This is a genomic window from Streptomyces albus subsp. albus (assembly GCF_000719865.1).
GTDB classification, from domain to species: Bacteria; Actinomycetota; Actinomycetes; order Streptomycetales; family Streptomycetaceae; genus Streptomyces; species Streptomyces albus_E.
In genome coordinates this window covers 55,670-79,150 of record NZ_JOID01000027.1, presented here as the reverse complement: position 1 = coordinate 79,150, position 23,481 = coordinate 55,670, and the positions used below count along the sequence as shown (strand labels likewise).

General features: G+C 71.0%; 22 protein-coding genes and 1 pseudogene. 15 read left to right on the top strand and 8 right to left on the bottom strand.

The window, feature by feature from the left end; all coding sequences use genetic code 11:
• Window positions 1–234 precede the first annotated feature (234 nt).
• The 4 genes from dcd (at window position 235) to IF83_RS0124340 (ending at window position 4,987) form a co-directional block, all read left to right on the top strand.
• Entirely contained in the window at window positions 235–810 is a 576-nt protein-coding gene (gene dcd, locus IF83_RS0124355; protein WP_030547630.1) for a dCTP deaminase, read from the top strand.
• A 481-nt stretch (window positions 811–1,291) separates the two neighbouring features.
• Entirely contained in the window at window positions 1,292–2,794 is a 1,503-nt protein-coding gene (locus tag IF83_RS30635; RefSeq protein WP_078843812.1) for an ice-binding family protein, read from the top strand.
• Window positions 2,795–3,267: 473 nt separating this feature from the next.
• Window positions 3,268–3,861 carry a DUF5819 family protein gene (locus tag IF83_RS0124345; RefSeq protein ID WP_037681139.1) on the top strand — a complete coding sequence of 198 codons (594 nt, stop codon included), beginning with the start codon at window positions 3,268–3,270 and terminating at the stop codon, window positions 3,859–3,861.
• Window positions 3,851–4,987: an HTTM domain-containing protein gene (locus IF83_RS0124340; RefSeq protein ID WP_078843811.1), complete on the top strand. Its 1,137-nt coding sequence runs from the start codon at window positions 3,851–3,853 to the stop codon at window positions 4,985–4,987. Before IF83_RS0124345 ends, IF83_RS0124340 begins: the two co-directional genes overlap by 11 nt.
• A gap of 131 nt (window positions 4,988–5,118) precedes the next feature.
• Here the strand turns inward: IF83_RS0124340 and IF83_RS0124335 are convergent, their stop codons facing one another.
• From IF83_RS0124335 to IF83_RS0124325, 3 genes are all read right to left on the bottom strand, one after another.
• Window positions 5,119–6,066 carry a Yip1 family protein gene (locus IF83_RS0124335; protein ID WP_030547622.1) on the bottom strand — a complete coding sequence of 316 codons (948 nt, stop codon included), beginning with the start codon at window positions 6,064–6,066 and terminating at the stop codon, window positions 5,119–5,121.
• 558 nt (window positions 6,067–6,624) lie between these two features.
• Window positions 6,625–8,205, bottom strand: coding sequence for an FG-GAP-like repeat-containing protein (locus IF83_RS0124330; protein WP_030547620.1), 1,581 nt, complete (start codon window positions 8,203–8,205; stop codon window positions 6,625–6,627).
• Between the two features lie 549 nt (window positions 8,206–8,754).
• Window positions 8,755–11,034, bottom strand: a complete 2,280-nt coding sequence (locus IF83_RS0124325; protein ID WP_030547618.1) for a (Fe-S)-binding protein — start codon at window positions 11,032–11,034, stop codon at window positions 8,755–8,757.
• A 463-nt stretch (window positions 11,035–11,497) separates the two neighbouring features.
• On the opposite strand from IF83_RS0124325, the gene dnaK reads away from it, so the two are divergent.
• The 5 genes from dnaK to IF83_RS0124300 all read left to right on the top strand — a co-directional run bounded on the left by dnaK (window position 11,498) and on the right by IF83_RS0124300 (window position 16,587).
• Window positions 11,498–13,357, top strand: coding sequence for a molecular chaperone DnaK (gene dnaK / locus IF83_RS0124320; protein WP_030547616.1), 1,860 nt, complete (start codon window positions 11,498–11,500; stop codon window positions 13,355–13,357).
• Window positions 13,354–14,046 (top strand): nucleotide exchange factor GrpE, encoded by a 693-nt coding sequence (gene grpE / locus IF83_RS0124315; RefSeq protein WP_030547615.1) that lies wholly within the window; start codon window positions 13,354–13,356, stop codon window positions 14,044–14,046. The genes dnaK and grpE overlap by 4 nt, the downstream gene beginning before the upstream one ends.
• 33 nt (window positions 14,047–14,079) lie before the next feature.
• The gene (gene dnaJ / locus IF83_RS0124310; RefSeq protein ID WP_030547613.1) at window positions 14,080–15,273 is read left to right on the top strand and encodes a molecular chaperone DnaJ; all 1,194 of its coding nucleotides are present in this window, start codon (window positions 14,080–14,082) and stop codon (window positions 15,271–15,273) included.
• Window position 15,274: 1 nt separating this feature from the next.
• A complete protein-coding gene (locus tag IF83_RS0124305) occupies window positions 15,275–15,829 on the top strand; it encodes a heat shock protein transcriptional repressor HspR (protein WP_279617228.1) in 555 nt (184 codons plus the stop codon).
• 410 nt (window positions 15,830–16,239) lie between these two features.
• Window positions 16,240–16,587 (top strand): YkvA family protein, encoded by a 348-nt coding sequence (locus tag IF83_RS0124300; RefSeq protein WP_244177189.1) that lies wholly within the window; start codon window positions 16,240–16,242, stop codon window positions 16,585–16,587.
• Window positions 16,588–16,639: 52 nt separating this feature from the next.
• Here IF83_RS0124300 and IF83_RS0124295 read toward each other — a convergent pair whose 3' ends face one another.
• Both IF83_RS0124295 and IF83_RS0124290 read right to left on the bottom strand, forming a co-directional pair.
• Window positions 16,640–17,140 (bottom strand): DoxX family protein, encoded by a 501-nt coding sequence (locus IF83_RS0124295; protein ID WP_078843810.1) that lies wholly within the window; start codon window positions 17,138–17,140, stop codon window positions 16,640–16,642.
• A gap of 165 nt (window positions 17,141–17,305) precedes the next feature.
• Window positions 17,306–17,722 (bottom strand): ATP-binding protein, encoded by a 417-nt coding sequence (locus IF83_RS0124290; RefSeq protein WP_037681170.1) that lies wholly within the window; start codon window positions 17,720–17,722, stop codon window positions 17,306–17,308.
• A gap of 317 nt (window positions 17,723–18,039) precedes the next feature.
• On the opposite strand from IF83_RS0124290, the pseudogene IF83_RS35500 reads away from it, so the two are divergent.
• From IF83_RS35500 to IF83_RS0124265, 6 genes and pseudogenes are all read left to right on the top strand, one after another.
• A pseudogene (locus tag IF83_RS35500) lies at window positions 18,040–18,255 on the top strand (helix-turn-helix domain-containing protein); the annotation flags it as partial.
• 18 nt (window positions 18,256–18,273) lie between these two features.
• Window positions 18,274–18,891: a DUF5753 domain-containing protein gene (locus IF83_RS0124285; protein ID WP_347877123.1), complete on the top strand. Its 618-nt coding sequence runs from the start codon at window positions 18,274–18,276 to the stop codon at window positions 18,889–18,891.
• A gap of 5 nt (window positions 18,892–18,896) precedes the next feature.
• On the top strand, window positions 18,897–19,103 hold the full coding sequence (locus tag IF83_RS0124280; protein ID WP_347877122.1) for a DUF397 domain-containing protein: 207 nt from the start codon (window positions 18,897–18,899) through the stop codon (window positions 19,101–19,103).
• A gap of 125 nt (window positions 19,104–19,228) precedes the next feature.
• Window positions 19,229–19,867 (top strand): Uma2 family endonuclease, encoded by a 639-nt coding sequence (locus tag IF83_RS0124275; protein WP_030547603.1) that lies wholly within the window; start codon window positions 19,229–19,231, stop codon window positions 19,865–19,867.
• 281 nt (window positions 19,868–20,148) lie between these two features.
• Window positions 20,149–20,499, top strand: coding sequence for a cupin domain-containing protein (locus IF83_RS0124270; protein WP_030547602.1), 351 nt, complete (start codon window positions 20,149–20,151; stop codon window positions 20,497–20,499).
• Between the two features lie 66 nt (window positions 20,500–20,565).
• Window positions 20,566–20,856, top strand: coding sequence for a hypothetical protein (locus tag IF83_RS0124265; RefSeq protein ID WP_030547601.1), 291 nt, complete (start codon window positions 20,566–20,568; stop codon window positions 20,854–20,856).
• Between the two features lie 108 nt (window positions 20,857–20,964).
• Here IF83_RS0124265 and IF83_RS0124260 read toward each other — a convergent pair whose 3' ends face one another.
• From IF83_RS0124260 to IF83_RS0124250, 3 genes are all read right to left on the bottom strand, one after another.
• The gene (locus IF83_RS0124260) at window positions 20,965–21,900 is read right to left on the bottom strand and encodes a transketolase family protein (protein ID WP_030547600.1); all 936 of its coding nucleotides are present in this window, start codon (window positions 21,898–21,900) and stop codon (window positions 20,965–20,967) included.
• A 49-nt stretch (window positions 21,901–21,949) separates the two neighbouring features.
• Window positions 21,950–22,669 carry a transketolase gene (locus tag IF83_RS0124255; protein ID WP_030547598.1) on the bottom strand — a complete coding sequence of 240 codons (720 nt, stop codon included), beginning with the start codon at window positions 22,667–22,669 and terminating at the stop codon, window positions 21,950–21,952.
• Window positions 22,670–22,987: 318 nt separating this feature from the next.
• A complete protein-coding gene (locus tag IF83_RS0124250; RefSeq protein WP_030547597.1) occupies window positions 22,988–23,392 on the bottom strand; it encodes a pyridoxamine 5'-phosphate oxidase family protein in 405 nt (134 codons plus the stop codon).
• Between the last annotated feature and the right edge of the window lie 89 nt (window positions 23,393–23,481).

Here is a 23,481-nt window from a genome sequence, read left to right as displayed (position 1 = left end):
GCGCGTCCGTGAGCTCGTGTCGCCGCACCATACGGGCGTCCTGCCCGGCCAACCAGGAGATCCACCCCGCCCACCAAGAGCCATCAGAAACGGCCTAGCGGGAGGGGCCCCCGGTCTTCCAGCCGCCGATGAGCGGCTGTTGAGGGGGTCGTGAGCCCGCGGTGAGCGGAGAGCGCGGCGCGTGGGTCCGGGTCGATTGGGCCGGGCCCGCGTCAGCCGCGTAACCTTCGGTCCGTGCTTCTCTCCGACAAGGACATCCGGGCCCAGATCGACGCCGGGCGGGTGCGGATCGACCCCTACGATCCCGCCATGATCCAGCCGTCGAGCATCGATGTGCGGCTGGACCGCTACTTCCGGGTGTTCGAGAACCACCGGTACCCCCACATCGACCCCGCCGTCGAACAGGCGGATCTGACGCGGCTGGTCGAGCCCGAGGGGGACGAGGCCTTCATCCTGCACCCCGGCGAGTTCGTGCTCGCCTCGACCTACGAGGTCATCACGCTGCCGGACGATCTCGCCTCCCGGCTGGAGGGCAAGTCCAGCCTCGGCCGGCTCGGGCTGCTGACCCACTCCACCGCCGGGTTCATCGACCCCGGCTTCTCCGGCCACGTGACGCTCGAACTGTCCAACATGGCCACGCTTCCCATCAAGCTGTGGCCCGGGATGAAGATCGGGCAGCTCTGCATGTTCCAGCTCGCCTCACCGGCCGAGCACCCCTACGGCTCCGAGCGCTACGGCTCCCGTTACCAGGGGCAGCGCGGGCCGACGCCTTCCCGCTCGTATCTCAATTTCCACCGGACCCAGGTCTGAGGTAGTCGCCGCGCAGGGGCGGCTTCGCGTTCCGGAGTGCGTCCTGCCGTGTCCCTGCCGCTTTTGACGCGGCGAAAGTGCGCCTTCGACGGATTGCGCTCAGCCTGATCATTCGCCCCATGCGGGGGGCGGTGTCCGGAACAGCGCGTCTCCGTAGCGGTATTCCGTCGGCTTCTCTTGGTTCTTTTCCGTGGAAATCGCCGCTTTCCGCCGGTGCGTTCCGTGTTACAGGAAAGCTTCGGCCGGCATATGTGGTGATGCGGTTATGTGATGTATCGATCCCTAGTGTCGATTATTGTCGTAATTCACTCGCATGCGCTGTGTTGTGGCGTTCTTCGCCGGCTGATCTGACGTTTGATTCTGGAGATCGACGATCGGATCGTTGAACCCTGATGCCGATGACGGGAGAGGTTAACGGTTCGGCGTGTCCGGCAAGAGCCGTGAAAATCCCTCACATTTCTGCGCAGGAGTAGGGCTCTCCATGACACTGAACATCTCGTGTGTGCCTCGTTGGCGTACGTTGTCCACCTGGATCGCGGCAACCCTCGCGATGGCAGTCACCGCCTTCGTGGTGGCGATGATGCCGACGCGAGCGCACGCCATCGCAACGGCCGTCCCGCTCGGCACGGCCGAATCCTTCGCGGTGCTGGCCGGCGAGTCGGTCACCAATACCGGTCCGACCGCGGTGACCGGAGACCTCGGAGTGAGTCCGGGTACGGAAATCAGCGGATTTCCTCCCGGTCTGGTGAACGGCAGTCAGCATTCCGCCGATGCCGAGGCGCTGCAGGCCAAGACCGATTTGACCACCGCCTACAACGACGCCGCCGGCCAAGACGCCGATGCCGGCATCGCCGATGACCTGGGCGGCATGACCCTGACGCCGGGCGTCTACAACGCCTCTTCCTCCATCGGACTCACCGGCACCCTCACGCTGGACGCCCAGGGTGACCCCAACGCGGTGTGGGTGTTCCAGATCGGGTCGACGCTGACTACGGCGTCCGCCAGCGAAGTGCTTCTCGCCAACGGTGCTTCGCCGTGCAATGTCTTCTGGCAGGTCGGGAGTTCCGCCACTCTCGGCACCGGCTCGACCTTCGTCGGCACCATCCTGGCCTCGGCATCGATCACCGCCAACACGGAGGCCTCCATCGACGGCCGGGCGCTGGCGCAGAACGGCTCCGTCACGCTGGACAGCAACGTGATCACGCGGCCGTCGTGTGCGGGTTCCACCACCGGCGGCGTGCTCGGAGGGGTTCTGGGCGGTGTGCTCGGTGGCGCGACCACCGGTACCACTACGGGCGGAACGACCACGGGCGTCCTGGGTGGCGTCATCGGTGGCGTCCTCACGGGTGGCACCACGGGTGCCACTACAGAAGGAACCACAGGTGCCACGACGAGCGGTACCACGGGTGCCACGACGAGCGGTACCACAGGTGCCACGACGAGCGGTACCACGGGTGCCACGACGGGCGGGTCCCCGGGCGGCGCCACAGGAGGGTTCCCGGGCGGCGCGACGGGCGGGTTCCCAGGCGGTGCGACAGGTGGATTCCCAGGCGGCACCACTGCCGGGACCACGGGCGGCGGCAACAGTGGTCAGACCATCGGCGGTGGAGACGGCGGAAAGCACCACGACGGGCACGGTAAGCACCACGGACAGCAGTGCGAGCACCACGGTGAGCATGGCAAGCACCACGGACAGAAGTGCGAGCACCACGGCAAGCACCACGGACAGCAGTGCGAGCACCACGGCAAGCACGGCAAGCACGGCAAGCACGGCAAGCACGGCGAGCACGACATGCACCACGGCAAGCAGCACGAGGACAAGGCCGGGGACGCCGCCCACCACGGTCAGCACTGCGGTCACAAAGAGCACAAGAAGCACCAGGACTGGCAAGGCCATGAGGGTCACGAGGTCCATGAGGGCCACAACGGCGAGCACGCCGGGCATGGAGGCGAGCTCGCCAAGGACGGCAACCACTCGTGGTGATCACACGGGGCGTGCTTGATCCCGCCCCGTGCCGCGAGGCCGGCACGGTGTAGCCGACCTCCCGCACCACCCCGACTGCCGCTCCCCCGGGCGGCTGCCATTCCCCAACCGCTCGCCGGCACCTGCGCGGCGCAGTGGAGCGGACGGCGCGCGGCGGATCCCACGGGATACCGCCGCGCGCCGCTCCGAGGGGTGCGGCGGACGGGGGACGGCGGCGCGCACCTGGCCGGCGGGCGATGAGCGCACCGGGGTTCTTGAGCAGCAGAACGAGAGCAGTCAGGACGGAAGGACCGAGTGCGGCCGTGACGCGTGCTACTCCATCAGTTCACCTCAGAGAGCCGGGCGGCGGGCCGGGCGGCGATCCGGACAGCGGGCCGGACGGCGGAGACAAGAACACCAACACCACTGCCCGGGAGCCGGCCCGCCGACAGAGAGCGAGCGGAGGCTTTCCGGGACTGTCGCGCCCGGTGCGGATGGCAACCGGTATAGGGGTGACCCTGTGCCTGGCGGTGTCCCTCGTCCATGTGCTTCTGGTGTTTCTGCACATCGCCCCGACGAACCGAATCTCGCAGCATTACGGCCGGCAGATCAACGGGTGGATCTACCCCCTTTTCGAGCAGAACTGGCGGCTCTTCGCGCCGAACCCCGAATCCGTCAATCAGCGGATCTCGGCGCGGACCATGGGGACGTCCGCGGACGGCGGCGCTCGCGTCAGCGGTTGGTTCGACCTGACCGCCGTCGACACCTCCGCCGTCGAGCACAACCCGTTCCCGAGCCACACGGCGCAGAACACCCTGCGCCGCGCCTGGACCGCCTATCTCGAAACACATGGCGGTCAGGACGAGCCGCGCTCGGAGCGGGCTCTGATACTCCAGGAGTACTTGCGCAATATCGCGGCGGAGCGCGTGCGTGCCCATCGGCCCGGCGACTTCACGTCGATCCAGCTGAGGGTGGTCACGCAGCCGATCGCCGCGTCCCGCCCGGAGGGCGGTCCCGCGGCGGTCGCGCCCGCCCCCGTCAACACCAGGTATCTCCCGTGGTGGAAGGTGACGCCCCATGCCGGCTGAGCAGGCTTCTCTTCCCGCGCCCCCGTCGCCTCGTACGGAACGGGGGACCGCCGGGGCGGGCACACGGCGGTGGTCCGGCCGCCTCGCCGTGCTCCGTACCACCCTGACCGAGCGGCCCATTTCCCTCTACGCGGCATCGGTGCTGCGGATCGGGTACGGACTCCTCTATCTCGCCTTCCTGCTGCGGGAGTTCCCGCACCGGCACGAGATCTGGGGCCCCGGCTCCCCCTGGACCCCCGCCCTCGCGGCTCAGCTGTTCGAGCAGACGGGCTGGTCGAGCATCCTGCTCCTGTCCGACAGCCGCGCGTACTTCGAGTTCTGCTACGGGCTGGCTGTCCTCACCTCCGCTCTCTTCATGCTCGGCTGGCGGACCAGGGCGATGTCCGTTCTGTTCGCCGTCGTGGTGGCCTCCTTCCACGCGCGGGCCATCCTGATGACGGACGGGGGAGACAACCTGATGCTCCTCATGGCCGTCTACCTCTGCTTCACCGCCTGTGGCCGGCGCTGGTCCCTCGACGCGCGCAGGCGCCGGCTCCGCGCTCCCGCGAACGGGGACGGGTGCCCGGCGGCGGACGCGGACGCGGCCGGGCTCCTGCCGCAGCTCGGCGCCGCGCGGCGGCTCCTGGTCACCGTGTCGCACAACTGCGGCCTCTTCGTCATCGCCGCCCAGGTGTGCCTTCTCTACGGCTCCGCCGGCCTGTACAAGGTGCAGGGCGGCTTCTGGGCGGACGGGACCGCACTGCACTACGTCGTGAACCTCGATCTCTTCCGCCCCTGGCCCGCGCTCTCGGCCATGGTGGACGAGCGCTGGCTGTTCGTCGCCGTCGCCGGCTACCTGACGGTGCTTCTGCAGGTGGCCCTGCCGTTCGTCCTGTTCGGCAGGTTCAAGTACCCCGTCCTGGTCATGCTGCTCGGCATGCACCTGGGGATCGCCGTGCTCATGGGGCTGCCGCTCTTCTCCGGCGCGATGATCGTCGCGGACGCCGTGTTCCTGCCGGACCGCTTCTACCGGGCCCTGGGCGAGAGGGGGCGGCGCGCCGTCCGTCGGGCCGCCCTCGGCAGCGGGAAGGCCTCGTCCCGGGCGGATGGCTCCCTCGTACCGCCGCAGGCCGGACCGGCCGGATGAGAGCGGGTGCGCCGGCACGGTGAGCCGGCAGGGGAACGCCGGAGGGCCCGGTTCCGTCACGGAACCGGGCCCTCCGGTACGTCGTCCGGCGCGGCGGTGTGCCGGCGTTCCCGGCGGCCGTCCACGCCTGCCTAGAACGTGCCGAGCTTCAGCAGGGCCAGCAGCGCCACCAGCTGGATCGCCGACGCGCCCAGGGCCTTCGGCCACGGCAGTTCGTGCGACTTGCTCACCATCGAGGTGAACAGCGCGCCGGCCGCCAGCCAGGTCAGCCATCCCACCACCTGGACCACGGTGTTGTCGCCGCTCATGAACATCGCGAGGACGAGCCGCGGCGCGTCCGTGATCGCCATGATCAGCATGGAGAGGCCCACGGTCGGCTGCCAGGAGCCGTTGCCGCCGAGCTGGCGGGCGAGGGTGTGGGTGACGGCTCCCAGGATCAGCGCGCTGACGACGATCGCGATGCCACTGCTGATGACCCACGGAATGCTGTTCGAGAGGGTCGCGTTCAGCACGTCCTCGCGGGCGTCCGCGAAGCCGAAGACGGCGAGCATGCCGTAGAGGAAGGTGAGGGTCAGCGCGGGGCCCCACACCGGGTAGTCCCGCATCTGCCAGAAGGTGGCGCCCGGGCGGAACACGATGCCGCTCAGGAGCTGCTTCCAGTGCAGCCGCGGGCCGGCGGGCGGGGCGGGCTGCCCGCCGTACGGGTCGTGGCCGCCGCCGTGAGCCGGGCCGGGACCGTACGCGTCGGGGGCGTCGCCGAGCGAGAACGCCTGCGTGTGGCCCGGGTTGTTGGCGTACGGGTCGTGGCCGTGCGCCGCCCGCCCGGGGGCGCCGTGCGCCGGGCCGTGACCGTGGTGCGGATCGTGGCCGCCGAAGTACTCCGGGCCCTCGCCCGGACCGCCCTGGCCGCCGCCGTGCCCCGGCCACTGCTGGTGCGGGGTGTGCGGTGCGGGCGGGGGCGCGGGCTGCCCGCCGTACGGCGCTCCGTACGGCTGCTGCCGCTGCCCTTGTCGGTACTGCGGTGCCTGCTGCTGCGCGGAGCGGGAGTCCCGGCCGCGTCCCATCCTGAATCCAGCCACCATTCGAACGTACCTGGTCGGCGGGGACGCTGTGCGCGCACGGCCCCAATGGCCCCTCTTTGCTGCCTACCTGTGACATCCCCTAAGGGGACCCCGTGGGGAAAACCCCAGGCGGAGAGGGGTGATGGCGACCCCGGCGGTGTGCTGCCCCGCAGCGGTCACGGGCATCCGCCATTGACGGCGGGGGAGTTGGCATCTGTCGGTCCCTCAGGGAGCGGGTGTCCGGGCGTTCGGCCGGTCGTGTGCGGTGATCGTGACGGAGCTCGGGCGGCCCGGTCGTGACCCGGTGGGACGGAGGTGCGCGGGCGGGCCCGGAGAGTCGGACGGAGTGTCAGTGGCGGCTGGCAGACTCCCTGCGAGTCGGCGGCGGGACGGTGCTTCCACGGGGGGATGCACCATCCCGCGCGCGGACGCCCGTACGCGCTGGGCGGCACCGCCGGGCGGGACGGCGGTGCACTGCGGCGCGGGGCGACGGTGCCGCGCCACGGCCCTGCCCGCGCCGGGGGCCGACCGGCGCGTGGCGCGGCGCCGCAGTGCCGCCGCCCCGCAGTGCCGCCGTTACTCGTCGATCGCCGCCCCGTAGCGCGCGTTCGCGGGCGGTGCCGAGACGGAGCCCGCGCCGTACGTCCAGGAGCCGCCGGCCGTCACACCGCCGCTGTTCGACGGGAACACCCACACCACACCGTCGTCGGTGTTCTCACCCGGCGCCGCCGCCAGCAGCAGATGCCGGCCGTCACCGTCCGGGTCGGCGAGCCGGACCTGGCCGCCGAAGCGGTCGGCGGGCTCCGGGGCGCCGGGCACGTTCAGGGTGTCCTGGTTGACGTCCCGCACGCCGGTGGCGGTCAGCCCGCCGGCCGCGCCGCGCAGCACCCACACGGCGCCCGCGTCCGTGAGCGTGCCGATGTCCTCGCCGGGGGCGCCGATGGCCACGTCCGCGTAGCCGTCGCCGTCGGTGTCCGCGACGGAGAGGTCGGAGCCCCAGCCGTCGCCCTGCTCGGCCACGCCCGGCACGCCCGGGGAGTCCTGGGTCCACCACTGCGGCGGGGTGTCCGGGTCGGCGGCGCCGCCCTCCCCGGCCGGTCCGGACGCGCTGCCGTAGTACACGCCGACGAGGCCGCCGGTGAGCGTGTCGCCGCCGTCGCCGGGGCCGCTGGGCTCGCCGGTGACGAGGTCGTCGAGGCCGTCGCCGTCGATGTCCCCGGAGGCCGCCGCGGGACCGCCGCGCAGTTCGCGCTGGTACGCCAGGGCGTCCTGGCCGCCCGCGAAGTACATCGACCAGCCGTGGCCGGGCTCCGCGCCGGTGCTGACGCCCGCGACCACGAGGTCGGCCCAGCCGTCGCCGTCGTAGTCGCCGGTGGTGACGGCCCGCGGGCGGATGTTCTGGGCGGGCGCGGCGGTGAGGCGCGCGGAACCGGAGGGGCCGGCCCGGTCCAGGCCCTCGACGGCGTCGTTCCGGAGCACGGGTGTGCGGGCCTTCGCGCCGCTTCCGTCCCGGCCGCCGTCGCTGCGGACGGAGAAGTCGCGGGCGGCCTCGAACGCGTACAACTGCAGCCCGTCGCGGTCGACCACGGCCAGCAGGTCGCCCGCGTTGCCCTCCTCGAAGAAGCGGGCCGCGGCGAGCCCGGTGCCGAAGGTCTGGTCCTTGGTGGGCGAGGTGGACTCCAGCCAGACCGAGCCGGTGCCGGTGAGGCCCTGCGGTGATCCCCAGAGGACGACGGCGCCCCCGGCCCGCGCCGTGGTGCCGATGGCCTCGTGCGGGATGCCGACGACCGCGTCGTCGTAGCCGTCGCCGTCCAGGTCGCCGGTGGCGAGCGCCTGGCCGAAGGCGTCGCCGGGCTCCGCGCCGCCGGGGACTCCGGCGCTGTCCTGGTGGAGGACCACGGCGTTGGAGGTCGTGAGCCCTCCGGAGGTGCCGTACTGGACGGTGACGTAACCGGCGCCGGCGTCGCCGCTCACCGTGCCGCCCGGGGCGCCGACGAGGACGTCGTCCCGGCCGTCGCCGTTGAAGTCGCAGTTGCGGTCACCCGCGCGGACGCTGTCGTGGACACCCGCGTGGGCCGCGGGCGCCACGGCGGCCCCCGCGGCGGCCAGCAGGAGTAACGATGCCGCCGTGACGGCGGCCGGACGGTTCTTGTGCACGGAACGGCTCCTTGGTCGAGCGTCGGGCAGGGCCGGGCCGGCGCGGGGGTGGCCGGGGATGGCCCGGCGTCCCCGGTGCCGGTTTGACGGTGGCGGGGGCGCGAGGGTTGTACGACAGGAGTCGTACGCGACGGGAGCTGCGGGGCCGCCCTCCGCCGGGACGGGGCGCGGCGGACCGGATCACGGACACCGGCCGGTACGGACGCCGGCGGCCGCGCGGGTGCCTGTGAGAAGCGGCGGCGAAGACGGCACCGGCGCAGCGGCGTTGCCGGGCGTCCCCGCGCACCCGCCGTCCGTGTGCCCTGGTGCTGCCGGTCGCGCGGGCACCGGCTGTCCCCGTGCACCGGCCGCCCCGCGCAACCGTGCGCCTGCTGCGTACCCCGCGCCGCGCCCGCGCCCCCTCCCGCGCCCCCGCGCGCGGAAACGCCGACGGCCGGTGGCGCAGCACGCGAGGTGCTGTGCCACCGGCCGTCGTTCCGCGAACGCCCTCCGGGCCGTCCGCTCGTCGTACGAGCCGCCGTATGGACCGCGCGGCCGCGCGGAGGGCGGTCAGTCGACCGGCGCGGGCTCCGGCGCGTCCGTCGTCTCGGCGGAGCCGTCCGGCTCGGCGGGGGCCTTCACCGACTCCAGGAGCAGCTGCGCCACGTCCACGACCTTCAGCTCCTCCTTCGCCTTGCCGTCGTTCTTCTTGCCGTTGACCGAGTCGGTCAGCATGACGAGGCAGAACGGGCAGGCGGTGGACACGATGTCCGGGTTGAGGGAGAGGGCCTCGTCGACGCGCTCGTTGTTGACGCGCTTGCCGATCCGCTCCTCCATCCACATCCGGGCACCGCCGGCGCCGCAGCAGAAGCCGCGCTCCTTGTGCCGGTGCATCTCCTCGTTCCGCAGGCCGGGCACGTTGGCGATGATCTCGCGCGGCGGTGTGTAGACCTTGTTGTGCCGGCCCAGGTAGCAGGGGTCGTGGTACGTGATCAGGCCCTCGACCGGGTGCACCGGCACGAGCTTGCCCTCGTCCACCAGGTGCTGCAGCAGCTGGGTGTGGTGGATGACCTCGTACTCGCCGCCGAGCTGCGGGTACTCGTTGGCGATGGTGTTGAAGCAGTGCGGGCAGGTGGCGACGATCTTCTTCTTGGACTTGTCGAGCTTCGTCGACTCGTCCTCGTCGTCCTCGCCGAAGGCCATGTTCAGCATGGCCACGTTCTCCTGGCCGAGCTGCTGGAACAGGAACTCGTTGCCGAGGCGGCGGGCCGAGTCACCGGTGCACTTCTCGTCACCGCCCATGATCGCGAACTTGACGCCCGCCGTGTGCAGCAGCTCCGCGAAGGCCTTGGTGGTCTTCTTGGCCCGGTCCTCCAGGGCGCCGGCGCAGCCGACCCAGTAGAGGTACTCGACCTCGCTCAGGTCCTCGATGTCGCGGCCGACGACCGGGACGGCGAAGCCGGTCTCGGCCTCGACCTCCTTGGTCCACTCCAGCCGCTGCTTCTTGGCCAGGCCCCAGGGGTTGCCCTTCTTCTCCAGGTTCTTGAGCATCGTCCCGGCCTCGCTCGGGAAGGACGACTCGATCATCACCTGGTAGCGGCGCATGTCGACGATGTGGTCGATGTGCTCGATGTCCACCGGGCACTGCTCGACGCAGGCGCCGCAGGTGGTGCAGGACCAGAGGACGTCCGGGTCGATGACGCCGTTCTCCTCCAGGGTGCCGATCAGCGGCCGCTCGGCCTCGGCGAGCGCGGACGCCGGGACGTCCTTGAGCTGCTCCGCGGTGGCCTTCTCGTTGCCCTCCTCGTCCTTGCCGCCGCCCGCGAGCAGGTACGGGGCCTTGGCGTGGGCGTGGTCGCGGAGCGACATGATCAGCAGCTTCGGGGAGAGCGGCTTGCCGGTGTTCCAGGCGGGGCACTGCGACTGGCAGCGGCCGCACTCGGTGCAGGTGGCGAAGTCGAGGATGCCCTTCCAGGAGAAGTGCTCGACCTGGGAGACGCCGAACTGGTCGTCCTCGCCCGGGTCCTCGAAGTCGATCGGCTTGCCGCCGGACACCATCACGGGCAGCGCGCCGAGGGCGACGTCACCGCTGGACTCGCGCTTGAACCAGATGTTGGGGAAGGCGAGGAAGCGGTGCCAGGCGACACCCATGTTGGTGTTCAGCGCGACGGTGATCATCCAGATCATCGAGACGCTGATCTTGATCATCGCGAAGAGGTAGATCGAAGTCTGGAGCGAGGCCGCGGACAGCCCGCCGAAGGCGAGCACCAGCGGGTACGAGGCGAAGTACGCGGCCTCGTAGCCGTCGACGTGGTGCAGGGCGCCCTCCAGGCCGCGGAGGACCAGGATCGCCAGGCCGATGGTGAGGATGACGTACTCGACGAAGTACGCCTGCCAGGCCTTGGAGCCGGTGAAGCGCGACTTGCGGCCGGCCCGGGTCGGCAGGTTCAGCAGCCGGATGGCCATCAGCGTGACGATGCCGAGGACGGTGGCGAGGCCGATGAACTCGATGTACATCTCGAGCGGCAGCCAGCCGCCGACCACGGGGAGCATGAAGTCAGCCTGGAAGAGCTGGCCGTAGGCCTGCGCCAGGGTGGGCGGCAGCGTCAGGAAGCCGATGGCGACGAACCAGTGCGCCACGCCCACGATGCCCCAGCGGTTCATCCGCGTGTGGCCGAGGAACTCCTTGACCAGGGTGAGGGTGCGCTGCTTCGGGTCGTCGGTGCGGGAGCCCGCGGGGACCTGCTGGCCGATCTTGACAAAGCGGTAGAGCTGCGCGACGGCACGGGCGATGAGCGCAACGCCGACCGCCGTGAGGACCAGCGACACGATGATCGCGGCGAGTTGCATAGGGGCTCCTCGAACCTGCGAGAGCGGTAATTACTAAGCGGTAACTTAATCAGTATTCCTGAGATTACCCAGGATCCAGGACCGCTTGAAGGCGCCGGGCCGGTGATCTGCATCGCTCGCAGGCCTCTGCGGCGGCTTTCCGCGCCTCCTCGCGCCTTCCCGTGCATCCCGGAGGGCTCCCGAGGTATGCGGAAGTATGGCCTCCGGGTGGCGCGGCTGTCATGGCGCGCGCCCGGCGCCGGCCCCGCCCGCACCCCCGTACGCCGCGAGTGTGTCGCGGGTGCCGCCCCCGGCGGCTGTGTGCTGACGGGTCGGTCCGGGCGCGGGTGTGCGGAGGCTCCACGGCACGTGACAGAGACCCCCGCACAAGACTTGAGCCTGGTCGGCTCAGCTCCTTTGACAGAACCGAACGGGTCCGGCACCCTTGAGTCAGTTCCACTCAAGTCAGCTGGAGGAATCAACCATGGCACGTGCGGTCGGCATCGACCTGGGCACGACGAACTCCGTCGTCAGTGTTCTCGAAGGCGGTGAGCCCACCGTCATCACCAACGCCGAGGGCGCCAGGACCACGCCGTCCGTCGTGGCCTTCGCCAAGAACGGCGAGGTGCTGGTCGGCGAGGTCGCGAAGCGCCAGGCGGTCACCAACGTCGACAGGACCATCCGGTCGGTCAAGCGCCACATGGGCACCGACTGGAAGACCCACCTGGACGGCAAGGACTTCAACCCGCAGCAGATGAGCGCCTTCATCCTGCAGAAGCTGAAGCGGGACGCCGAGGCCTACCTGGGCGAGAAGGTCGCCGACGCGGTCATCACCGTCCCGGCCTACTTCAACGACTCCGAGCGCCAGGCCACCAAGGAGGCCGGCGAGATCGCGGGCCTCAACGTCCTGCGCATCGTCAACGAGCCGACGGCCGCCGCTCTCGCCTACGGGCTGGAGAAGGACGACCAGACCATCCTCGTCTTCGACCTCGGTGGCGGTACGTTCGACGTCTCGCTGCTGGAGATCGGCGACGGCGTGGTGGAGGTCAAGGCCACCAACGGCGACAACCACCTCGGTGGCGACGACTGGGACCAGCGGGTCGTCGAGTACCTGGTCAAGCAGTTCCAGAACGGCCACGGTGTCGACCTCTCCAAGGACAAGATGGCGCTCCAGCGCCTGCGCGAGGCCGCCGAGAAGGCGAAGATCGAGCTGTCCTCGTCCACCGAGACCACGATCAACCTGCCCTACATCACGGCCTCCGCCGAGGGCCCGCTGCACCTGGACGAGAAGCTCACCCGCGCCCAGTTCCAGCAGCTGACGGCCGACCTCCTGGAGCGCTGCAAGCACCCGTTCAACAACGTCATCAAGGACGCCGGCATCGCGCTGTCCGAGATCGACCACGTGGTCCTGGTCGGCGGCTCCACCCGCATGCCCGCCGTCGCCGAGCTCGTCAAGGAGCTGACCGGCGGCAAGGAGGCCAACAAGAGCGTCAACCCGGACGAGGTCGTCGCCATCGGCGCGTCCCTCCAGGCCGGTGTGCTCAAGGGCGAGGTCAAGGACGTCCTGCTGCTCGACGTCACCCCGCTGTCCCTCGGTATCGAGACCAAGGGCGGCATCATGACGAAGCTCATCGAGCGCAACACGACCATCCCGACCAAGCGCTCCGAGATCTTCACCACGGCCGAGGACAACCAGCCGTCCGTGCAGATCCAGGTCTACCAGGGCGAGCGCGAGATCGCCGCGTACAACAAGAAGCTGGGGATGTTCGAGCTGACCGGCCTGCCGCCGGCTCCGCGCGGCGTCCCGCAGGTCGAGGTCACGTTCGACATCGACGCCAACGGCATCATGCACGTGTCCGCGAAGGACCTGGGCACCGGCAAGGAACAGCGGATGACGGTCACCGGCGGCTCCGCGCTGCCGAAGGACGACATCGACCGCATGATGCGCGAGGCCGAGCAGTACGCGGACGAGGACCACAAGCGCCGCGAGGCCGCCGAGACCCGCAACCAGGCCGAGCAGCTCTCGTACCAGACGGAGAAGTTCCTCAAGGACAACGAGGACAAGGTCCCGGGCGATGTGAAGTCCGAGGTCGAGGCGGCCCTGGAGGAGCTCAAGGAGAAGCTGAAGGGCGAGGACACCGCCGCCATCCGCGAGGCCACCGAGAAGGTCGCCGCGGTCAGCCAGAAGCTGGGCCAGGCCATGTACGCGGGCGCCCAGGCCGAGGGCGGCGCGGCCGGTGCCGACGCCGGTGCCGCCGGCGGCGAGGCCAAGGACGACGACGTCGTCGACGCCGAGATCGTGGACGACGACAAGAACGACAAGCGTCAGGACGGTGCGGCGTGACGGAGGAGACCCCGGGCTTCGAGCAGGAGCCCGACGTCCCCGCCGACGCCGAAGCCGCACAGACCCCTGACCACGCGGCTCAGGCCGCCGGACCCGCCGACCAGGCGGGCCCGGCGGGCCAGGCCGGGGACGCCGGGACGGACGACCAGGCGAACCGGATCACCGCTCTGACGGCTCAGCTGGACCAGGTCCGCACGGCGCTCGGCGAGCGCACGGCAGACCTCCAGCGGCTCCAGGCGGAGTACCAGAACTACCGCCGCCGCGTGGAGCGCGACCGGATCACCGTCAAGGAGATCGCCACGGCGAGCGTCCTCTCCGAACTGCTCCCGGTGCTCGACGACATCGGGCGGGCGCGGGAGCACGGCGAGCTGGTCGGCGGCTTCAAGGCCGTCGGCGAGTCCGTGGAGACGGTGGTGGCCAAGCTGGGGCTGCAGCAGTTCGGCAAGGAGGGCGAGCCCTTCGACCCGACGATCCACGAGGCGCTGATGCACTCCTACGCCCCGGACGTCACCGAGACCACATGCGTGTCGATCCTCCAGCCGGGGTATCGGGTCGGCGAACGAACGATCCGCCCCGCGCGGGTCGCCGTCGCCGAACCCCAGCCGGGCGCCCAGCCCGCCCAGGGCGACGGCGGCCAGGAGGCGGCACAGGCGGCCGACGAGGAGAACGGTGGCCCGGACGAGGGCTGACGTCATGACGGACCGGGAGGAGGGACGCCGGGGATGAGCACGAAGGACTTCATCGAGAAGGACTACTACAAGGTTCTCGGCGTCCCGAAGGACGCGACCGAGGCCGAGATCAAGAAGGCGTACCGGAAGCTCGCCCGCGAGTACCACCCGGACGCCAACAAGGGCGACGTCAAGGCCGAGGAGCGCTTCAAGGAGATCTCCGAGGCCAACGACGTCCTGGCCGACCCCAAGCGCCGCAAGGAGTACGACGAGGCGCGCACGCTCTTCGGCAACGGCGGTTTCCGCGCCGGTGCCGGGGGCCGCGGCGGCCCCGCCGGCTTCAACTTCGACCTGGGCGACCTCTTCGGGGGCGCCCAGGGCGGAGGTGCTCCGGGAGCCGGCGGCTTCGGCGGCGGCCTCGGGGACGTGTTCGGCGGGATCTTCAACCGGGGCGGCGGCGCCGGCCCCGGCACCCGCACCCAGCCGCGGCGCGGCCAGGACATCGAGTCCGAGGTGACGCTCAGCTTCACCGAGGCCGTCGACGGGGCCACCGTCCCGCTGCGGATGTCGAGTTCGGCCGCGTGCAAGGCGTGCTCCGGCACGGGCGACAAAAACGGTACGCCGCGGGTCTGCCCCACCTGCGTCGGCACCGGGCAGGTCTCCCGCGGCGGTGGTGGCGGCTTCTCGCTCACCGACCCCTGCGCCGACTGCAAGGGCCGCGGCCTGATCGCCGAGACCCCCTGCGACGTCTGCAAGGGCAGCGGCCGGGCGACGAGCTCGCGCACCATGCAGGTCCGGATCCCGGCGGGCGTCAGCGACGGCCAGCGGATCCGGCTGCGCGGCAAGGGCGCACCGGGCGAGCGCGGCGGTCCCAACGGCGATCTGTATGTGGTGGTGAACGTCGACAAGCACCCCGTCTTCGGACGCAAGGGCGACAACCTGACCGTGACGGTGCCGGTGTCCTTCACGGAGGCGGCGCTCGGCGGCGAGATCAAGGTGCCCACCCTCGGCGGTCCGGCGGTCACGCTGAAGCTGCCCGCCGGCACGCCGAACGGGCGCACCATGCGCGCCCGGGGCAGGGGCGCCACGCGCAAGGACGGCACCCGCGGCGACCTGCTGGTCACCATCGAGGTGTCCGTTCCCGGGGAACTGAGCGACAAGGCGCGGGAAGCGCTGGAGGCGTATCGCGAGGCCACCGCGGGTGAGGACCCGCGGGCGGAGCTGTTCCAGGCCGCGAAGGGAGCATGAGATGGACATCCGAGGCGGACGCGCGGGCGGCAACGCGGGCGGAGGCGGCCCGGGTGGCTCCGGTGGTCCCACTGGTCCCGGGGGCGCCGGCGGCGTCACCGGTGAGGGCACCGGCCGCGGCAGCCGGAACCCGTACCAGCTGACGGACGAGTCACCGGTGTACGTCATCTCGGTCGCCGCCCAGCTCTCGGGGCTGCACCCGCAGACCCTGCGGCAGTACGACCGGCTGGGCCTGGTCTCCCCGGACCGCACGGCGGGCCGCGGGCGGCGCTACTCCGCCCGGGACATCGAACTGCTCCGCCAAGTGCAGCAGTTGAGCCAGGACGAGGGCATCAACCTCGCCGGGATCAAGCGCATCATCGAACTGGAGAACCAGGTCACGGCGCTCCAGTCGCGGGTGGCCGAGCTCCAGCAGGCGGTCGAGGGCGCGGCCGTGGCCATGCGCCAGCGCGAGGCCGCGGTGCACGCCTCGTACCGCCGGGACCTGGTGCCGTACTCGGACGTCCAGCAGAGCAGCGCGCTGGTCGTCTGGCGCCCGAAGCGGCGGGGCGAGTAGGACCCGGGCCCGCCGAGGTGACGGTGAACCGCCCCGCCCGGCGTACCGGGTTATTACCCTGCGGCAGGTCCCGCCGCGTCCGGCCCCGTCCGCGCAGCCGGCCCTGTCCTTCCCGCGTGCCCGTTCCTTCCCGCGCACCGTCCCGGGCCCGGAGAGCATCCCGCTCCCGGGCCCGAGGCGTTCGCGGGCCTCGGGCTTTCCCAGCCGCCTGAGCCGTTCCGGACCTCAGACCTTCCGGACCCGAGGCGTTCCGGGCGGGATCCGCCGGACGGCGTAGGCGCGTGGTGGCCACCCGCCCGGGAAGAAGCAGCACAACCACCGCCACGACCGGACTCCCGGTTAGGATCCGGACAAGACGGTACGAGTCCCAACCCCGGGCATGCTCCGGGCCGTTACGAGGGTGGAAGCCTGTGATCGACCAGCTCGGCGGACCGGTGCTCTGGGTGCTCCTGCTGCTTGCCGTGGTGATGCTGGCCGTCGCCGTCGTTCTCGCGGTGAAGCTGGTGCGCACGTACCGGATGCTGCGCAGCGAGGACACCCCGGCGGGCGACAAGCTCCTGTTCTGGGGCGCCATCGTCTACACCGTCTTCCCCGTGGACCTGCTGCCCGACCCCATCTATCTGGACGACATCGGCCTGCTGCTGGGTGCCCTCCACCACCTGGGCAAGGCCGCCTCGAAGCGCGGCACGGACGCCCGGACACCGGCACCCCGGGACGGTGACCACACCCCGACGGCCCGCCCCGCGAAACGGCTCTGATCCGCTCCGGCCTCGCCGCCGCCGGTCCGGCCCCGCCGCCCCGGCCCGGTTCTCACCGGCCGAGGGCGCTCCGCAGCCGGGCGAACAGCTCGGGCACGGTGTGCCGCTGGTACCAGGCGATGACGGCGATCGGTATCGCGAAGAGCAGCGGCGAGGCGGCGTTCTCCCCGTCGAAGACGGTCATGGTGATGCCGAACGCGCAGATCAGCAGGGCGACCAGCGAGAACGCGGCCAGCCCCGAGAGCAGCGGGATCAACAGCGCGATGCCGCCCGCCAGTTCCAGGACGCCGGTGAGATACATGAACCAGTCACCGAGCCCGATCTTGTCGAAGCTCTCGGTGGCCGAGGAGTGCGCGATGAGTTTCGGCAGCGCGCTGGCGATGGCGAAGAAGAGACCGAAGACGATCCGGAGCACCAGCACCGTGATCGCCATGGCGCGCCCCTTCCGCGCCCCGCCCGCCGCCGCCCCCGGCCCGGCCACCGTGCCCGCCGTGCCGCCCTGGACCCCGCCGCCCTGAATCGTGCCGTCCTGCTGTGCCCGAGTCTCGCTCATGACTTCTCCCGTTCCGCTCTCTCCGTGGTCTGTGCAGGGGTTGACCGGCGGGCGGCCGAAAACTCATCGGTGCCGCGGAAACCCTGCCGGGGAGGGGAGTTGGCAGACCCCCGTATCTCCTGCGGACAGTCCAGCACGGGGGTCTGACACCGGCCGCCGGCCCGCTCAGCCGGGAGCGGACCGGCTGATCCTGCACCAGACGACCTTGGACTCGGCTCCGCCGCAGACGTCCGGCCGTACCGGGTAGTGCGACCAGCGGTCGGCCAGCGTCCGCAGCAGGTGAAGCCCCCGGCCGCCCTCGCTGTCGTCATCGGGGACGCGCGGGTCCGGCGGCTTGGGGTTGGTGTCCCAGACGGACAGCCAGAGGGATTCCCGCGCCCAGCGCAGCCGGAGCTGCGCCTCACCGGCGGAGTGGACGATGGCGTTGGTCAGCAGCTCGCTCGCGAGCAGTTCGGCCCGCTCGACCAGCTCGGGCACCTCGTGCGCGGTGAGAGCGGCCCGGAGCGAGCGCCTGGCGACGCCCACCGCGCGCGGGTCGTGCGGGAGTTGCATGCGGTACTCGAAAGGGGCGGGTGTGGGCATGGTGGCCTCCGGGCGTGGGTGAATGCGGTTGAGTGGTGTGCCGTGCGTTCGCGAACGCTGTGCGGCGTGCGTGCCGACGTGGTCGTGCGTGCTGACGTGGGCCTCCGCGGTGGCCTGCCACCGCCCGCCGCCCTCGGCCAGCCCGGAGCAGGGCACGGTGGTGCGCTTCCGGCTGGCCGGAGTCCCGCTCCGTGAGCGGCGCGACACTCAACGTAGGGTCCAAATTTGTTCCCTAGCAACTGGTTCTGGGAAGTTCCCCCGAACGGGGATGCCGCGCGGCCGTCGCGCCGAGCGGCGGTTCGAAAGGGAAGAGGTTCATGCCGCCGAGAAGGAACCCGACTGCTCGCCAGGAGCGGCTGGGCGCCGAATTGAGAAAGCTCCGCGAGCAAGCGGGGCTGAGCGGACGGGAAGCGGCTCACGCGGTCGGCCTGGATCAGGCCAAGCTGTCTCACTTGGAGGCGGGGCGCGTGGCCGTTGGCGGGCAACGAGCGCGTGACCTGGCATCGCACTACGGATGCACCAATGCGGCTCTTGTCGACGCGCTGGCCGCGATGGCGGGTGAACGTGCAGGCGGCTGGTGGGAGGAGTTCCGGACCGTCCTGCCCCAAGGCTTTCTGGACCTCGCGGAGTTGGAGCACCACGCCGAGGGTCTCCGAGCCGTCGAGATCACCCAAATCCCCGGCCTGTTGCAGACAGAGGACCATGCGAGGGCGCTGTTCGGGAACGCGGTCTCGGCGCCGCCGCAGGAACAGATCGACGCACGGGTCGAGTTCCGGAAGCGTCGGCAGCAGGTGCTCGACCGCTGTCCACCAGTTCCTTTCGAGGTGGTGCTGCACGAGGCCGCCCTGCGTATCCGGGTGGCCGGGAGGGGTGCGGCCCGCGCCCAGCTCTGGGCGCTCATCGAGGCCTCGGAACGGGAGAGTGTCTCGCTGCGAGTCGTCCCCTTCGAGGTTGACGGGTTCACCCACGCCGACTACTCGATGCTCTATGCCGACGGCCCGGTGGAGCAGTTGGACACGGTGCATCTGGACGCTGTGCACGGGGGCGTCCTGCTGACAGAGGTGCCGGAGTTGGAGCAGCATCGGGAGCTCTACCGCAGGGTCGGTGAGCACGCGCTGGGGCCTGCCGACTCGCGGTCCTTCATCCGCAAAGTGGCGCAGGAGATGTGAACGACATGGTGATGCACGAGTCGATCAGATGGCAGAAGTCCTCATTTTCAGGAGGCGGAGATGGAAACCACTGCCTCGAACTGGCTGAGAGTGGAGAGGCGATAGGGATGCGAGAGAGCGATGACCCCGGTGTGGTCGTCACGACCACACCGGGGTCGCTGCGGGCGCTGATACGCGGCATCAAGGAGGCTGAGTTCGGTCGCCTCGGCTGAGGGTTCACCCGGACGAGTGGCGATGACCCGTTCGGGAGTCGTGCACCGGATCGTCTACGTAGCGTGACGGTGTTGCTTGTGCCGCAAGGCCGCTCAGCCCACACTTGAGGAGGAGGTGCTGCGCCATGACCGCTGTGCTGTGCGAGAGGACCGAGGCTCCCATGATGACGAGTGAGGCCGAAGTCGATCTCGACGGGGCTCTGTGGCAGGCGTGGAAGACCCTGGAACTCCCCGAGGGCTTCCACGCCGAGATCGTCGAGGGGTTCATCGAGGTGTCTCCCACTGGCCGCAGCCGTCATGGCATCGTCTCCAACCGGCTCCGTCGCCGTGTGGAGAAGTTCCTCGAAGGCGGTGACTGTGCCGCTTACCAGGACATGAACATTCTCCATGGCCGAAAAGTGCTGATCCCGGATGTCTTTGTCGCACCCGAGGATCTTGAGGAGGCGCTGGACGAGGACGGGCTGGGCGTCTCTGCCGAGTCTGTCGCCCTCGTCGCCGAGGTCGTCTCACCCGGGCGGGACGCCACCGAGCGGGACCGGGTGCGGAAGCGGAGGGCGTACGCCCGGGCGGGGATTCCGGTCTACGTGCTGATCGACGACTTCGACGGGCACGGCACGGTGACGGTGCTGACCTCCCCCTCCCCGAAGGAGGCCGTCTACGCGGCCGAGATCCGCGTGCCGTACGGCACGGCGGTGGAGATCCCCGACGGGCCGGCCAAGGGCTTCGCGATCACCGAGGAGATCACCGGGGAGCCGCTGGACTGACCGCCGGGCCGGCGCCTCCGGGCGTTGCCCAAAGGTGCGTGCGTACGCGTGGCCGGGGCCCGCTGCCCGATCCGGGCGGCGGGCCCCGGCCGTTCCGTTCGCGCGCCGGGTCTCCGCCCACCATTCGCACAATGGGCCAAATGGGTCGATACTGGATGTGTATGGGGCTCAGTCGGCGTGCCGCGGCAGCGGAGCCGATGCCCCGGTGGCGGCGGTAACCGACCGGGTCCGGACACGGATCGACCCAACCCGGATGGAGATGACCCGCCGTGCAACTGGAAATGAAGACGGTCGACAAGCCCGACGAACGCCGGGACTTCCCCCGCGGCCATCTCGAAGCCCTGCACCTGACCGGGCTCGACTTCGCCGTGGCGACCTTCGAACCCGGCTGGCGGTGGTCGGAGTCGGTCGGCCCGCTGGCCGGCACCAAGAGCTGCCAGGTGCACCACAACGGCTACATGGTGCAGGGCCGGATGCGGCTGCGGATGGACGACGGCACCGAGGCCGAGGCCGGCCCCGGGGACGTCTTCGTCTGCCCGCCCGGTCACGACGCCTGGGTCGTCGGCGACGAGCAGGTCGTCATGTACGACTTCGCCGGCGTGATGGCCTCGGAGTACGCCAAGTCCGGCTGAGCCGGCCGGGGAACGCCCGAACACGCGCCAACACGCGCGAATCACGGATCAAGGAGCTGAGAAGTCATGGCCTTTGTGCAGATCATCGAGTACGAGACGACCCGCGAGCAGGAACTGGAGCCGCTGTTCGACGAGTGGGAGCAGGCGACGGAGGGGAAGCGCACCCTGTCGCGCGAGTTCCACGCCCACGACCGGGACAACCCGAACCGCTACGTGGACATCGTCGAATTCCCGTCCTACGAGGCGGCGATGAAGAACAACTCGCTGCCCGAGACCCAGACCTTCGCGGACCGGCTGCGCGAACTGTGCACCAGTGAGCCGAGGTTCATCAATCTCGACGTGGTGAGCCAGCACTGAGCACAGCACGCACCCGCTGAGTCCGCCGCGGGCGCACGGCCATGCCGCCGCGTACAACTCGTCCGGAGTTGGCGTGAGCGGCATCTGCCGTGCTCGATCGAGACGCGCTCACGTCTGCGGGCGGCCCGGCGCGCCGGAAGTTGCTGCCGCCCGCAGGAACGCTGTGATGCGCTCCCGCAGGGAGTGCGGGTCGAGGCCGTGGGCGGCCAGGTGCTCGGGGACTGTGCCGTAGCGGCGCAGTTCGCGGCGGGCCACGCCGAGGCCGAGAACGCGGTGCGGGATGTCGGTGAGGGCTTCACTCGCGGCGGCCGTGGACGTCCCGGCGAGGTACGGCTCGACGAGGACGACGTCGGCTTCGGCCGCCTCGGCGGCCCGGCGCAGGGCCGGTCCGTCGAAGGGCCGCACGGTGGTGGCGTACAGGACGGTGAGGTCCAGGCCCTCGGTGGCGGCGAGTGCGGCGTCGAGCATCGGTCCGACGGCGACCACGACGCCGGAGCGGCCCTCGCGGACGGTGCGGAAACGTGCCCCGTCGACGGGCAGGGCGTCGGCGTTGGACTGGACGGACAGCCGGACGTAGACCTTGTCGTCACCGGCCGCGACGGCGTGCCGCAGCAGGGTCTCGGCCTCGTCGGGGTGGCCGGGCACGTGGACCGTCCAGCCGTCGAGGGTGTCGAGCAGGGAGATGTCGCCCGGCGCCATGTGGGTGTAGCCGCCGGCGGGCCAGTCGAAGGAGGCGGCGGCGCTGACCAGGACGGCGCCGAGGCCCTGGTGGCCGAGATCGAGCTTCACCTGCTCGAAGGGCCTTTCGACGAGGAAGCTGGCGAAGGTGTGCAGGACCGGCCGCATGCCCGTCAGGGCCAGGCCGGCGCCCGCGCCGATGAGCAGTTGCTCGCGGATACCGACGTTGATCACCCGGTCGGGGTGCCGCCGCCGGGCCTCCGCGAAGCCGTCGACGCCGATCTCGGCGAGGACGACCGCGACGCGCGGGTCCTCGTCGAGCAGGCGGGAGACGACCGGGGCGAATCGGTCGCGCATGGTGTCCATGGGAGAAGTCCTTCCGGATCGGATCACGGGGGGCTGCGGGCGGGGGTTCTCAGGCCTGCTGGGACGGGACGCGCGCCACGACGACGTGCGGACGCCCCGGATGCGGGGCCGTGAAGGCCGCGTACAGGGCTTCGTGGTCGCGGCCGTCGACGGTGACGGCGGACCAGCCCGCCGCCTCGAACCGGGCGGTGATGCCGCCCGGACGGGCGTGTGAGGCGGAGGAGTTGTCGACGACGACGGTGTGCAGCCGGTCCAGCCCGGCCGGGCCGGCGAAGGCGATGGCCTCGTGGTTGCTGCCCTCGTCCAGTTCGGCGTCACCGGTCAGCACCCAGACGGCCGGGTGGTCCAGCCCCTGGGCCCGCAGGCCGAGGGCGGTGCCGACGGCGATCGGCAGCCCGTGCCCGAGGGACCCGCTGCCGATCTCGGCGCCGGGGACCAGGGTGCGGTCGGGGTGGTGGCCGAGCGGGGAGTCGTAGGAGCCGAAGGCGGGGAGCCAGTCGACCGGCAGGAACCCCTTGGCGGCCAGCACCGCGTAGTAGGCCATGGGGCCGTGTCCCTTGGACAGCAGGAACCGGTCCCGTCCGGGGTCGTCCATGCGGTCCGGGGCCACCCTCAGGACCCGGTCGTAGAGCACCCACAGCACGTCGAGGGTGGAGGTGGCGGCGGGCCCGTGCTTCTCGTCACCGGTCATCAGGCCCATCAAATGGTCCAGATGGGAGTGGCCGAGGACGTCGGGCGTCGGGTGCGGGGGAGAGGCAGTGGTCTTCATACCGCAGATCCTGATACCTCAACTTTGGTTGAGGTCAAGCCCCGGATGCGGACGCCGGCCCGGGCGTTGAGCGGAATCAGGTGATCCGGCGCCCCGGCGGCGGACTCCTCCGGCGCTGCCTGCCGCGGTTGTTCTCGCCGGCATCTGGCGTGGCTCCTTCCGGAGTCTCACGTTCCGCCTCCGGGTCGGTGTCCGGGGTGCGGTATCCGGCCAGGCCTCATCGGTGTCCGTTCTCACCGCCGCGGGCAACACCCCGGTCGGCGGTGGCATCGTCAAGGCCCCCGACCGGTGCCCGGCACCCCGCGGAGCGGCCCGCGTTCAGCAGTGGCCCATCGCGCGGTCCACCGTGATCTCGACCAGCACCCGCTCGGGGTTCGGGGTGGGCATGCGCTCGTAGCGCACGGCGTAGCGGTTCACCGCGTCGGCCACCGCCTCCGGCTCCGTACGGACCACCGCGCGGCCCTCCAGCGTCGCCCACCGGCCGCGCGACACCTGGCAGACCGCGACCCGCGCCCCGTCCGGCCCGGCGGCCAGGATGTTGCGGACCTTGCGGCTGGTCTTGCGGGTGATGACCCGGGCGATGCCCTGCTCCGCGTCGAAGGTGACGCCGACCGGTACGACGTGCGGGGTGCCGTCGGGGCGGAGCGTCGTGATGGTGCAGAGGTGCCGCTCGGCCCAGAAGGCGAGGTACTCGGGGGTCAGCGCGCTGAGGTCGGTGGCCATGCCGGAGAGCGTATCCGGGGCGGGGAGGGCGGTTGGCGGGGGTTCCGCCCGCCGGGAGAGGTTCGGCCGGGAAACGGCCGGTTCCCTGC